Genomic DNA, 13,409 nt, shown 5'->3' with positions numbered 1-13,409 from the left:
CATCAATCAATGGGAGTCTCATTAATCGGAATACTGCTGTCGAGAATGACCGCGTATTAGTTGCACATCCGTTATCGTTGATCAGTCAGTTCGATTCTACATGAAAGCGAAACCAGCGGATGACGCTGACTGATTGTTCATAACACCAGAATGACACAAACAGGTCACCGTCGGGCAGGCGAGTGATATTGGGGGCACCGAATTTTAATACCGCAAAATTCTCGGACATGTTACCGCCGAGGGTTGTGGTTCCTTCTAATGATTGATGGCCCCATAAAGGCTGTTGGTCGTGGTTGACCCATTGCCCGTCTTCAATACTGGAGAGGCACGCCCAGAGCCCTGGTTGATCAATGCGGCGATAAATATTCAAGATGGTGCCGTCATCTAACAGGCAGGGGGTTAACGTCTGCCCTGCTAATTGTGTGGAAGCGAGTGGCGACCACGTCGCACCATGGTCATCGCTGATCGAATATTGATTTGGCAGATCGACATTTTCCTGTTCATCGAAACACCAGGCAACCGCCAGCAGGCGACCATCTGGATATTCCAGTATTTTGGATTCCCAATAAGTCGAATGATTTGTTTCACTGTGCATGATATCAAGGTAATCCGGCCAACTGGCGCCACGATCTTTCGATACAAATGCGATCATGCGATTACCATAAGGATGGTTTCCTGCCCAGTCGCGCCACAGCGATGTCGGCCAGACCCAGCGACCATCTTTTAGAAATGTGATGGGACTGCACATTTCACATTCCGGATTATCAATGGGGGGGGTGACTTTTTCCGGTTCTTCCCAGGTTTCACCCTGGTTGTCAGATCGCATGAGGAACAGGTCAGAGTGGACTATGCCTAGATTGTCGGGATTGGAGAGTCCCTCGTCCGGGTGGTCGGTTCGGTCAAACCGAACTAAATTGGCAATGAGTTCACCTTCGGGAGAGATCGCAATGCGGCCGAACGTGGATGTGATTCGATCAGTGGTATCAGCGCAGAGTCGCCCCTGATACTTCCAGGTCTGACCCTGGTCATAGGATCGAGATAAATGAACCTGCGCGTTCGCTGCTTCGAATGCTTCGGCCAGCGTATACATGCTGATCAGAGAACCATCCGTTAATACGGCGACAGAAGGGAAATAGGCATGAATGCTTTTGACATGGGGTTTATCGTTTTTGAATATGATTCCCGTCTTCAGGTCATTGAGTTGCAATTTTTTGTCTTTAATTAGCATTCTTACCCCGTTCCTGTTTTCGCATAAATGCCAGCACGTCGCGACGGCCTGCCTGGATCTGTTCGCTCATGATTTGACGTGAGAGGTCGACGTCCCGTTTTTTCAATGCGTCCAGAATTTGTTCTTTGCCTGCGCAGGTTTCTTCGGCACTTTGTGGCGTAATGATTTTGTGTTTTAACTGGCGCAGTGCGTAAAACACGTCGGTAATCGCCCGCTGATCCTGGATTACTTTTTTCAATAAGCGATTGCGCGAAGCTTCGATCAGGATTTGATGAAACTCGGTCTCGCAATCCACCCAGCGATCGAACTGGCTCGGCGTGGCGTGTTTCGCTTTACGCTCGATGATGGATGCCGTGATCTCGCGCAGTTCATCAATAATAAACTGCAGGTCTTCCAGTTGCGCTGGCGTGATATACAAGGCGGCTTCACCGGCGGCGAAACTTTCCAGCAGATCCCGTAGCACATAGAGTTCGTCCAGATCTTCCCGGCCGATCTCCCGCACAAACGCGCCCGAGCCCTGAATATGTTCCACGAGGCCCTCGGATGCCAGACGGCAGATGGCTTCACGGACGGGAATCGCACTCACGCCCAGTTCTGCCGCCAGTTTGCGGTTTACCAGTCGGGCACCAGGCGCAAGCACATTCTGCTCCATTTGCTGTTTGATATATTGATAGGAATGCTCAGTCAGATTTTTTGAGGTTTCTTCCATTGGTTTTCAATGCTGATCAGAATTCTCGATTGCGGTTATTTGTGACTCGTTAATATATCGTGATATATCATCCGCGTCAAGTTTCCAGATTTCGCAGAACAGACAAGTGTAACGAGATCATTCCGTTTCTGTGTCCACAGATTGTGAACGGGAATTGAATTGAGGGAAAGACCTGGCTGTTCAAATCTTTCCTTCAGGGAAGGTTTCAGTTGTATTTGTTGAAATGCTGCCTGCGATCAGATAATTACTTGTCCTTCAATTTTAGATCGGCCATGTAGATCGCGGTAATCGGTTTTCCCTGTTCGTCTTTTTCATGGCTGGAGTAATACGAGATCAGTCCGTGATCGGGTTCCAGCAGCAGAAATCCGGGGTAGGAATTATCGCCGCCACTCGGGAGCGACGCGAATTCGTGCAGTTGATCGTCCTGGAACCAGTAGAGCGACGTCACGTATTTGCCGTCTTTGCGCTGGCGACCGCCGACCAGATAGTGTTTGCCCCACTTCGCGAGCAGCGGGCCGCCGATGTAGCGATCAAGTTGTTTGCGGTCCCATTTTTCAAACGGGGGATGCGAGCGCATGACCCAGGCGGGGTTTGATCCGCTGCGGCCGATGGCCAGCAGGTCGCCGTTCTTTTCAAACAGGAACGCGGTTTCGTCCCCCTGTTTCTCATTAAACAGACTGGCGGTTTTCCAGACGAGGCCGTCGTCACTTTCCAGAATCGCCGTTTCGATCAGTTCCCGTCCCTGGTCATCTTTCTCAAAGTGATGAATGCGGCGGCCACACAGATAGGCTTTATCACCATAGGCGGCGGCCCGCCAGATGTAATGGCCGTAGGTTCCTTCCAGCATGATCGGTTTTGACCAGTTTGTGCCATCCGCTGTCCAGACGGCGTAACCCAGATGCTCGTTGATGGTTCTGGTTTTCGGAGCCGAATCGCCGCAGTACCAGGTGCCGGTATAGATAAACAGTTTGTCTTTGAAGATCAGAAAATGCGGGTCACGCACATCCCGCTTGGGGACCGAAAATTCCTCGACCTGCTTCCAGGTTTTGGTGTCATCGCTCTGCAGCACCAGGATCCGCGAGGTGGGAAACAGCATGTGGCCGCCCGGACAAGTTCGAAACGTCAGGTAGTATTTGCCTTGGAATTCAATCATATCGGTAAACGCGTTGTGCTCGCCGTTATCGAAGACTTTGCGGACGTTTGTGACTTCCACTTCGGGTAAAGCCGCGTTTTCGCCTGCGAACAGCGCTGAGCTACCCGGCAGACAGCAGATCAGGAACGCCGTCATTTGAATCAACGAGGGGGAGTATTTTTTCATGTTACTGAGCCTCAAAAATAAGTGATGTTTATCAATCAGCGGGATGTTTCCGGTTCCGGAATCAATAAGTATTTCAAGTGGGCACGCATTACGGAGCGGGCGCGTTCGACGTCGCGATCCTGAATCGCGCTGACCAGTTCAAAGTGCTGCCAGATGATGCGGTCGTTCACATCGTCTTCCAGCACGGGGGATTTTCTGGCGGGGTACGAATTTTCAAACAGCGCTGACAGCAACTTTTGCATGTCGGCGATCAGAGAGGAACCTGACATTTCCAGAATCAGCCCGTGAAACTGCCGCTCGACTTCAATGCGTTTTTTGCGATCCTTTTTTGTGTTTGCGATCAGTTTGAATTCTTCCGCGAGCGCTGCCAGCTGTTCGATTTGTTCCACGCTGGCATGTTTGACGGCCAGCTCCACCGCGCCGACTTCCAGCGCATAGCGGAACTGTGCCAGGTCTGCCAGCTTCTCTTCTGACCTTGCCAGTGAAGGCAGGCAGTTGGCCCAGACTTCGACCGGATCAGGATGCCGCACAATCAACCCCAGTCGCTTGCGCCCTTCCAGCAATCCCAGCGCACACAGGCGATTGACGGCTTCGCGGGCAATGCGCCGCGAAACGTGGTATTCTTCAGCCAGTTCGGCTTCAGTGAGAAAAAAATCGCCGTCTTTAAATTCGGCCGACTGAATCCGGTGGCGGATGCGTTCCGACAGGTTCATGGTCAGCGAACTCGGGGGCTCTTTGCTAATAAGTGTCATAATAGTGTGCTGTATTAGTGTAAATAGCTTGAAAAGTCATTTGAAACGAATATTATATGGCATTTAAGTGCGGTGTCAAATTCAGAGGCAAGAAATTTTAAATGACGATGTTGGCAGAACATGTATTCCATTCTGAGATCCTCGTGGCCGGCGGAGGGATGGCCGGCTGCTGCGCTGCGATTGCTGCGGCACGCGCGGGGGCAACGGTCATTTTGTGTCAGGATCGCAGTGTCTTAGGAGGCAATGCGTCGAGCGAAATTCGCATGCACATCGTCGGCGCGAACGGGACGGGGCGCTTTGATCGCGGCGCAGAATTAGAGACCGAGGCCCGCGAAGGAGGCATCATCGAAGAGTTGCGGCTGGAGAATTGCGTGAGGAATCCGCAGCGGTCGGCTTCGATGTTTGATCTCATTCTCTATGAGAAATGTCAAGCGGAACCGAATCTCACGCTGCTGCTCAATACGTGTGTGACGGCGGTCAAATTGAACGGCGATGAAATCGAGCAGGCGATTGCAGAACGACAGAGCACCGAAGATCGGTTTACGATTCACGCGGAGATCTTTATCGACTGCACCGGCGATGGTCGACTGGCGGCGGAAGCGGGTGCGCTGTTCATGGAAGGCCGCGAAGGAAAACAGCAGTTCAACGAAACACTGGCCCCGGAAGTCGCTGACAATCATCGTCTCGGTTCCACGATTCTGATGCAGGCCCGCCGTCACGAGCGGCCGATGCCATTCACCGCGCCGGAATGGGCGCGCAAATTCGACAAGCATGAATTGAAGCTGCGGCTTTACGCTACACCAGGTGAAGAGGAGCCGACGCATGAATACGGTTACTGGTGGGCCGAGTGGGGGGGCGTGCTGGATACGATCAAACAGAATGAAGCGATTCGGGATGAGCTGTTAGCCATCGTGCTGGGCATCTGGGATCACGTGAAGAACGGCCCGCCCGGAACGCCAGCGGGGGCAGATCCGTTTTCGGCGTCGCACTGGGCACTCGACTGGTTTGGTTTTCTGCCGGGCAAACGTGAGAGTCGGCGTTTCATCGGCCTGCATGTTCTCACCGAGCAGGATTTGCTCTCGTCACGCGATTTTCCTGATGCCATCGCGTATGGCGGCTGGTCGCTCGATCTGCATCCCCCCGAAGGCATCGACGCGCCGACGCTGGAACCCTGCACGCAGCATCCCGTGCCTTACCTTTATAATGTGCCCCTCGCGGCCTGTGTTTCTGCGAACCGAAGCAATCTGATGTTTGCAGGCCGGAATATTTCCGCGACGCATGTGGCCTTTTCTTCGACGCGCGTGATGGCGACCTGTGCGGTCATCGGGCAGGGTGTGGGAACCGCCGCTGCGATTGCGGTTCAGCAGAAATTGAAGCCAGCGGAAGTGATTTCGAGTGCGGCAGTGATGTCACAAATCCAGCAGCGGTTGTTGCGCGACGATGCGTATCTGGTGGGCGTAGTGAATCAGGATGAATTTGATCTGGCACGTGTTGCGCGGATTTCCGCGAGTAGTGAGCAACAGGGTTATGCAGCGATCAACGTAATTTCCGGACAGACGCGGAGCGTGCATGGTGCAGCGGGGGCACCGGAAGGGCGCGCTTTTTCCGGCGGTCATCGCTGGATGTCGGACCCGGCGAATGGTTTACCGGCGACGTTGTTGCTGGAATGGGAGACGCCGATTCGACCGCGTGAGATTCAATTGATTTTCGATACAGGCTTGCATCGGCACCTGACGCTCAGTCATCATGACGGTTACACATCTCGGATGATCTGGGGAGAGCCACAGCCGGAAACGGTGCGGGATTATTCGATTGACGTCTTTGATGGTTCTGAATGGAAAACGCTGAACACGGTCGTCGGGAATTTTCAACGTCGTCGAGTACATCGTGTGGAGTTGGGAAATTCTGTGAGTCAGTTACGTGTTGTGGTGACGGGTATGAACGGTGTGGACCATGCTCGGATTTGTGAAATTCGCGTTTATTGATTCTGATTTGTGAGCTGAGATAAGCACTGTCGGTCAAGCCGACAGTGGCACGCGGTGAGTCGATTAACATGGTTTACAAGCTGGTTTTAGACAAAAAATGAGCGGAATGGCGCTAGCCACCGGTAAGAATCACGAATGCAATTGGTGTGTTGAGAGGGATTTCACAAACACTGTCCGGCCTAAATAGAAAGCCGACATTGGCACGCGGTGAGTTTTATTCTGGTAGGATAACGTGATGTTTTCAGGTTGCTTTATGAAAAATCTGGTGTTTGCGGGGCTGGTGGTGGCACAGATCCTGGATATTGGTTTGGCCTGTTCTGCGGACTCCGAAACAGAGGCGACGAAGTTGGAAACGGTGGAACTTTTTCCGCGGATTGTTGCGGTTTCGTTTCACAGTGCGAGTTTAAACAAACGGAAACGCTGTGTGGTGGTGCTGCCCGTCGATTGGCAGCAGATCGAACCGGCAGACCGTCGCACGCTGGTCATGCTGCATGGTCGCGGTCGGCATGAGCTGTCGTTGATCGATGACAAGACGATTCGAAAACAATTACTTGATTCCGGTCTGTTCGTGATTCTGCCGGACGGCGATGATGGCTGGTATGTGAATTCGCCAGTGCGCAAGCCGGACGTTTATGCAACGTACCTGGAAGAAGTGTTGGCGGTGATCTCTCAAGAGTTTCAGTTACCAGCCAAACGGGAACAGTGGGCGATTGCCGGCTGGTCGATGGGGGGCTTTGGTTGTGTGAATTTTGCGGAACGGCATCCCGAACGGTTTGCCGCCGTCAGTTCGATCATTGGTCTGCTGGATTTTCCCCGCACGGGGTTACCAGCGGGGCAGTCGTACAAAGTTCCTGCTGAGCGGTTCGGCACCGATGAAACCGTCTGGGAACAATTCAATCCGCTTCGCAAAGCTGAGAAGCTGAAGGAAATGTCCGTATTAATCATCACTGCGGACGAAGCCTTTGACCGGACGATGAACGAACATTTTCGCGATCGACTGATCAAACTCAACCAGCCACAGACCTGGATCCTGCTCAAAGGCGGCCACACGTTTCCGGTCGTGAAGGAAGCGATGCCGCTTGTGTTGGCGTTTACGAAGAAAATTTTGCGAAAATCGCAGGGTGAATGAATCGGCCTGCCAATTCCTGGTTCATTTAGTAGCGGTCTTCGAAATCGTCTCGTTGTAAATTTCGGTTTCGATACCAGAGGCCGATGGAGAAGATGGTAACCACAGCAGCGAAGAAAAAAGTGATGAACGTTGCGAAAAATTTGATGGGTGGGCGCCTGGACTCTGGAATGGGGGGGCGGTACGAGGAGGTTGGACTTTGCGGTTCGCCGATGAAGGCAAATGATTCAAAAAGAGGATCCCAGTCGTCGCTCGCTTCAAATTGATCCTGAGGCATCTTTAGATAGAGCGTGTAGAGATACCCATTGGCGATAAAAGCCCGAGCCACTGTCGTTGCCTGATCTATCTTGAAGTGAAGAAAGTATTGGTAGCAGGGGACTTTTTGAAAAGTAAGCAAGTCTCCAACGGCAAGGTCTTCACTAACAAGAGTGGCAAGTTCTTGATTACTATAAGAGTCTTGAATTTGCTTGATTAAGGAATCATCAACTTTTGCACAGGCGGGGGCGTACTGGACGGCTAACACCAGACTGATGCCGGTTTCATTCTTCCACTCTGCCAGCAATCCCGGATACAGATCCGCTTTAGACCACGTAAAATCAGAGTCAGGTAGCGTGATCTGACAGGAGTATTCCGGGAATTCTTTGACACGCGTGGTTGTGTCCGGCTCTGTGTCGAGAGTACAACAGATTAAAGCGGTGAGTGAGAAGATCATCATCTACTTTCGGCGATTTTTTCTCTGATCCTACACAACTGGTTTTGAATTCGAAACACAAATCGGAGAAGTGTTTCTGATTTTATTTATGAATACTGACATCCAAACTGTTGTGAGTTCCGCCGTGGACTAATTGGGCTGATGTTTAACAAACATCGGATCGAATTGCAGGCACAGGAAAAACCGGTCTATGTGCTGGGATACCGTTTTCAATCATCGTACTGACTCTTTCCTGCTCGCTGCGCTCGGCCCGAAATGCATTCGGGCCCACCCGCTGACGGGTAATTTCCTGGTTACAAATCGAACTTGATGCCCTGTGCTAAGGGGAGTTCGGATGAGTAGTTGATCGTGTTTGTGGTCCGTCGCATGTAGGCTTTCCAGGAATCGGAGCCGGATTCGCGGCCGCCGCCGGTTTCTTTTTCGCCGCCGAATGCGCCGCCGATTTCCGCACCGCTGGGGCCGACGTTGACATTGGCGATGCCGCAATCGGAGCCGACGGGCGAGAGAAACCGTTCTGCTTCCTGGAGGTCACTGGTCATGATGGCGGACGACAAACCTTGTGGCACCTGATTGTGCATGTCGATGGCTTCTTCGAGTGTGCGATAACGCATGACATAGAGAATCGGGGCGAAGGTTTCCTGTTGGACGATTTCCGTCTGGCCGGGCATCTCGACAATCGCGGGATGCACGTAACAGCCGCCCGCGGGAACGTCTTTCTCGATCGGATTTCCGAAATGAATTTTGCCCCCCTGACTTTCTGCCGTGCTTAAGGCGTCCTGCATGGCGTCGAGAGATTTCTGATCGACGAGCGGGCCGACCAGGGTACCTTCGCTGAGCGGATTCCCGATGGGCAATCGCCGATAGGCATTTTTGAGTGATTCCAGCAGCTCGTCCGCGACCTTTTGGTGAACGATCAGACGGCGCAGGCTGGTACAACGTTGTCCGCATGTGCCGACGGCCGAGAACAACGCCGAGCGGACCGTCATTTCCAGATCCGCCGATTCGGTGACGATCATCGCGTTGTTGCCCCCCAGTTCCAGCAGGCTGCGTCCCAGGCGACTGGCGACCGTGGTGCCGACGGCGCGGCCCATGGGTACGGAACCCGTGGCCGAGATGAGAGGCAGATCATGATGTTCGGCGAGCGCTTTGCCGATTCCTGCGCGTCCGATGAGCAGGTTCGAAATGCCATCGGGGGCTTCGGGAAACTCGTTCACGACGTTGTTGACAATCTGCTGGCAGGCGATGGCGCACAGCGGCGTTTTTTCGGACGGTTTCCAGACGACCGTATCGCCGCAGACAAACGCGAGCATGGCGTTCCAGGCCCAGACTGCGACCGGGAAGTTAAACGCGCTGATGATTCCGACCGGTCCGAGGGGATGCCATTGCTCCATCAGCCGATGTCCGGGCCGTTCGCTGGCGATGGTTTTACCATAAAGCTGCCGGCTCAAGCCGACGGCGAAATCGCAGATATCGATCATCTCCTGCACTTCGCCCAGCGCTTCCTGTGTGATTTTGCCCGCTTCCCAACTGACGATGGCGGCGAGATCCGTTTTGTGCTGGCGTAAGTTTTCTCCCAGTAAACGCACGAATTCGCCGCGGCGGGGCGCGGGGACCTGCCGCCATTTCAGAAAGGCGTTTTGAGCCGTATCGACTGCCAGGCCGACATCGCCGAGCGTGGCTTCATGGAACGTGGCAAGCGTCTCTCCGTTGATGGGCGATGTGACCGACAGGACTTCGCCTGCGCCTGCCTGCCAGGTGTTTCCGACGGCGACCGCCGAGGGTTTCGCGGCGAGACCGATTCGATGTAATACTTGGTGTATGGGATGCGTCATGTTGCTGCTCACTTGATGAATGACGATGGTTCAGAGAGCAATTTCTCTGTGTCAAAATAACTTCCGAAGCGGTTGTTGATAAACAGTTCAAAGGGGATGTCTTCCTGCCGGATCAATCCCGTTCCGCTCAACTGGTTTTGTTGCACCAGATCGACGACGGCGCAGATGCCGGCGGCTGTGGTCAATTGAATCGCGCTCCATTGTTCTCCGTTGATTTCCTGGGCATACAATTTGCGCATGTCGCTCTTTTCTACAAACTGGCTGTTTCGATTGCCGGTGACCGTGCAAAACACAATCACGACGTCCTGAAATGTGATCGGAATCGCATTTTCCATCACATCTTTCAGGAGTTCACGACGGTCCGCCAGCCTCAGGTCGTGTAAGAGAAATTTCATGAACATGTGGTGGCCGGGGTAACGAATGGTTTTGTAATTCAATTCGCGCACCTGACCGTGCATGGTTTCGCATAAGGTGCCCAGTCCTCCGGATGTATTAAATGCCTCATAGACATTGCCATCCAATGTGAACTGTTCGAGTCCTTCCAGGGGGAGCTGGTTTCTGATTTTGCGTCCATGGATCACTTCGCAGGGATTGCAGTATTCGTTGATCAGTCCGTCGGTTGACCAGGTCAGGTTATATCCTAACGCGTTGGTCGGATGCTGCGGGAGTGCGCCGACACGCATGTGGACGGTGTCGATTTCGTCGAACCATTCCATGACGTGTTTCGATACAATGGTCACGAAACCGGGCGCCAGTCCGCACTGGGGCACGAATACCTGACCGGAAGCGGCATCGTCGGCGATTTCTTTGACGGCGGCTGTGGTCTGGCGGTCTTCGGTGAGATCGAAATAATTCACGCCCGCCTGCAGAGCGGCTCGTGCAACGCCCGGATTTTCGCGGAAACTCAAAGCGGAAATGACCGCGCTGCAGCCTTGCATCAGGTGGACTAACTGGTCGTGAGAGTCGGCATTGAGGACGTGCACTTCTGCGGAAGGAGCATGTTTCTGTATTCTGGTTAAGGCGGCGGGAACGCGGTCGGCAATGCGCAGCTGATAATCACCAGAGCATCTCAGCATCGTGGCGATCATTCGTCCGATTTTTCCCGCACCGATCAGTAAGATGGTTTGCGACATTTCGGGTCCTCCAGACAGAAATTCAAGATGTGCTATAATAGTAGAAAGACCTCTACCTCATTATATACGCTGGAATTGTCTTTTCTGATTGAGTTACTGTTTTGCCGGCATTTGTCGTATTAATAAGAGAAACGCCACTTGACTCTTGATCGAGCCAGGAAAGTATTAAGGTATAAGGGGATAAGGTATGACCAACGAACCACTTACAGCTTATAATTGGAAACGGTATCCGGAAACCGCCGACTTCGTAAAAGGGCGAATTGAGGCGTTTTGTAAACAATCGCCGCTGCTCGGAAAATTCGCCCAGGATCTGAATGGCAGGACGGGGACCCGGTTGCTCGACTGGGTGGACCATTTCGAACTGCACTGGTCGGAGGAACTGGAAGATACTCTGAGCCGTCTGGGTTATGAAGCGGTCAGCGGTTCGACGGTTCAACTGTACCAGCATCCGGCGGCGCATTTTCCGGCGATTCAAGCCAGCAGTTCAACGGGGGAGTCTGTTTATCTGCGCGTGGAGTCTGTGGTTGATTTTTTAGCCGTGCATCAATATTCGCTGCAACTGCCGATTGAAGGGGACTTCGGTTCCGCCGTGCGACACAGACTGGCCTTTCAGGAGAATGGGGTCGAGTTGCATGTGATTGAAAGACACGGCGTTCCCATCGAAGGCTCTGCAGCAGTGTTCCAGCCGGATCTGAAAGATCTGTTGTATCATAGCGAAACCTTTCGACTGCGCAACCGCGATTTTTCCGATGAGACGGCGGGTTTTGAACACACCGAATCATTGATCAAAGCAGCGATTGAGGATCTGGGGGTCGACCGCACGTGCGATCTGTTTTTCTTTGCAGAACGTGCGTACTGGCAGCAGCGAAATGAAGTTGCCCGCATTCAGAAGGCCCGGCAGGATTCGATGGGTCTGGGCTGGGCGAATCACGATCATCATACGTTTCGCTCGAGTCGCAACCATTTTTGGCGTTTGATTTCGGTTTTGGAATTACTGGGTTTTCAGCTTCGCGAACGTTTTTATGCGGGCAAAGAAGCGGGCTGGGGCGCTCAGGTGCTGGAACATCGGACAACGGGCGTTGTGATCTTTGCCGATGTGGATCTGGCGCCGGAAGAAGTCGCTCAGGATTTTGCCCACGAACCGCTGCCGCACATTTCCGAACTGGGAACGGTAGGACTCTGGTGCCGTTTGCATGGCGAGGCATTTCTGCAGGCGGGCATGCATCACCTCGAATGTCAGTTCGACTTTGATGCAGCACGGGATCAACTGGCGGAAGAAAATGCCGTGAAAACGATGAAACCGTTTACCGATCTGCCGCATCTCCGGCAGGCGTTTACGGCGGGAGAAATCTGGCCGGTGAAAGAAGAGCGGCTTCAATCACTGCTGAAGGACGGTTTGATTACCGCCGAAGAAGCGGACAAATTCCGTACCAAGGGGGCGATCGGCTCGCACCTGGAAATCCTGCAGCGGGAAGAAGGCTTCAAAGGCTTCAATCAGACGGGCATCAATGACATTATTCTGGAGACGAATCCGCTGAAGATGCAGCAGAAGTAAACCTCACTGAGAGTGTGTCTGCGACGTTTATCGATTTTGTGCCCAGATTTGTTCCATGTGGGGCAGGGGGCCGTCGGGGTTGGTTGATTCGGCCCAGCCGAAGCCCCCTTGATGTTGTTTGAGCTCCCAGCCATTCTGCGCGCAATACGCTTTGAGTTCCTGTTCGTCGGGAAAACGCGCCAACAGGATTTTTTCGCGCCGGTCCACAACCAGTACCGTCGGCACGGAAGCGAACTGCAGGCGGTAGAGCGCCGCCGGATCGAACCGGTTTGTGACGAACGTGGCCTGGGACACCTGCGGGAAGTGGATCGCGGAGAGTTGCTGTTCCTCTGTCGTCAGCGACTCGTTGGGAAAATCCCAGGGGAAGGTTTTGCTGCGAATTTGCGATTCACAGAGCAGCAGCGCCAGCAGCGACAGGCTTAAAACGGCATTCCGCAGAAAGCCGCCCGATCGGGAAAGCTCTAAGGGAGAACTTTTTGAATTCACGGGTGCCGCGGAGAAGGTAAAACCGAGCAGACAAACGGCGGCCGGCGCGACGTGGATTAACAGCCGATTCATCGAAGTCGAAACGTGCCAATACGGATTGTACGGGGTCAGCAGATAAACACCGTAATAACCGGCGAGTTGAAAACCAAGCGCCAGCAGCATCCACGGGAAAGTTTTTCCTCTGCGCAATAGTGTGAGCGTCAGCAGGACGGGAATCGCCCAGAGCAGAATGCCTGCGGTTTTCCAGGCGCACATTTCGTTCCAGAGCTGGACCCAGATCAGTTGATGTCTTTGCCAGTCTTCGGCCTGATCGAGCCGCACCAGCAGGCCGTACGGATTAAAAAACACGTCGGGCTGCAGCACCAGACTGATTTCGAACGCCCGCTGCGGCTCGATCAGATCGTTGGGGGGCGCCAGGCTGAGTTTGAACCAGATCAGAAAACAGAGGGGGATCACAGCGCCTTGAAGTATTGCTGAGAGAAGGGCGCGTCGGGAGAAACGCGGCGTTTGTTTAGGTTCAGGAGTAGACAGGAATACTTTGAGAAATTGCAGCAACAGCAAAGCGCCGAAGAA

General features: G+C 53.3%; 11 protein-coding genes. 3 read left to right on the top strand and 8 right to left on the bottom strand.

Annotated elements, in window-relative coordinates; translation table 11 throughout:
* Positions 1 to 85: 85 nt before the first annotated feature.
* The 4 genes from Q0294_RS04740 to Q0294_RS04725 all read right to left on the bottom strand — a co-directional run bounded on the left by Q0294_RS04740 (position 86) and on the right by Q0294_RS04725 (position 4,007).
* Positions 86 to 1,228, bottom strand: a complete 1,143-nt coding sequence (locus tag Q0294_RS04740; RefSeq protein ID WP_299461449.1) for a sialidase family protein — start codon at positions 1,226 to 1,228, stop codon at positions 86 to 88.
* Positions 1,218 to 1,937, bottom strand: a complete 720-nt coding sequence (locus tag Q0294_RS04735; protein WP_299461447.1) for a GntR family transcriptional regulator — start codon at positions 1,935 to 1,937, stop codon at positions 1,218 to 1,220. The genes Q0294_RS04740 and Q0294_RS04735 overlap by 11 nt, the downstream gene beginning before the upstream one ends.
* A 244-nt stretch (positions 1,938 to 2,181) precedes the next feature.
* Positions 2,182 to 3,255 carry a hypothetical protein gene (locus Q0294_RS04730; RefSeq protein WP_299461445.1) on the bottom strand — a complete coding sequence of 358 codons (1,074 nt, stop codon included), beginning with the start codon at positions 3,253 to 3,255 and terminating at the stop codon, positions 2,182 to 2,184.
* A 35-nt stretch (positions 3,256 to 3,290) separates the two neighbouring features.
* Positions 3,291 to 4,007, bottom strand: a complete 717-nt coding sequence (locus tag Q0294_RS04725; protein ID WP_299461443.1) for an FCD domain-containing protein — start codon at positions 4,005 to 4,007, stop codon at positions 3,291 to 3,293.
* A 101-nt stretch (positions 4,008 to 4,108) separates the two neighbouring features.
* On the opposite strand from Q0294_RS04725, the gene Q0294_RS04720 reads away from it, so the two are divergent.
* Both Q0294_RS04720 and Q0294_RS04715 read left to right on the top strand, forming a co-directional pair.
* On the top strand, positions 4,109 to 5,992 hold the full coding sequence (locus Q0294_RS04720; protein ID WP_299461441.1) for an FAD-dependent oxidoreductase: 1,884 nt from the start codon (positions 4,109 to 4,111) through the stop codon (positions 5,990 to 5,992).
* A gap of 253 nt (positions 5,993 to 6,245) precedes the next feature.
* Positions 6,246 to 7,121 carry an alpha/beta hydrolase-fold protein gene (locus Q0294_RS04715; RefSeq protein ID WP_299461439.1) on the top strand — a complete coding sequence of 292 codons (876 nt, stop codon included), beginning with the start codon at positions 6,246 to 6,248 and terminating at the stop codon, positions 7,119 to 7,121.
* A 25-nt stretch (positions 7,122 to 7,146) separates the two neighbouring features.
* Here the strand turns inward: Q0294_RS04715 and Q0294_RS04710 are convergent, their stop codons facing one another.
* The 3 genes from Q0294_RS04710 to Q0294_RS04700 all read right to left on the bottom strand — a co-directional run bounded on the left by Q0294_RS04710 (position 7,147) and on the right by Q0294_RS04700 (position 10,795).
* On the bottom strand, positions 7,147 to 7,833 hold the full coding sequence (locus Q0294_RS04710) for a hypothetical protein (RefSeq protein WP_299461437.1): 687 nt from the start codon (positions 7,831 to 7,833) through the stop codon (positions 7,147 to 7,149).
* Positions 7,834 to 8,123: 290 nt separating this feature from the next.
* Positions 8,124 to 9,662: an aldehyde dehydrogenase family protein gene (locus Q0294_RS04705; protein WP_299461435.1), complete on the bottom strand. Its 1,539-nt coding sequence runs from the start codon at positions 9,660 to 9,662 to the stop codon at positions 8,124 to 8,126.
* An 8-nt stretch (positions 9,663 to 9,670) separates the two neighbouring features.
* On the bottom strand, positions 9,671 to 10,795 hold the full coding sequence (locus Q0294_RS04700; RefSeq protein ID WP_299461433.1) for a saccharopine dehydrogenase NADP-binding domain-containing protein: 1,125 nt from the start codon (positions 10,793 to 10,795) through the stop codon (positions 9,671 to 9,673).
* A 187-nt stretch (positions 10,796 to 10,982) separates the two neighbouring features.
* Here Q0294_RS04700 and Q0294_RS04695 point away from each other — a divergent pair, with 187 nt between their 5' ends.
* Entirely contained in the window at positions 10,983 to 12,350 is a 1,368-nt protein-coding gene (locus tag Q0294_RS04695) for a hypothetical protein (RefSeq protein ID WP_299461431.1), read from the top strand.
* A gap of 27 nt (positions 12,351 to 12,377) precedes the next feature.
* Here the strand turns inward: Q0294_RS04695 and Q0294_RS04690 are convergent.
* Positions 12,378 to 13,409: hypothetical protein (locus tag Q0294_RS04690; RefSeq protein ID WP_299461429.1), on the bottom strand; the 1,032-nt coding region annotated here is incomplete at its 5' end.

It is taken from the genome of uncultured Gimesia sp., assembly GCF_937919775.1.
In the GTDB taxonomy this organism is placed as follows: Bacteria; Planctomycetota; Planctomycetia; order Planctomycetales; family Planctomycetaceae; genus Gimesia.
Note: the sequence above shows the minus strand (reverse complement) of the source record. Positions and strands in the feature narration are given on the sequence as shown.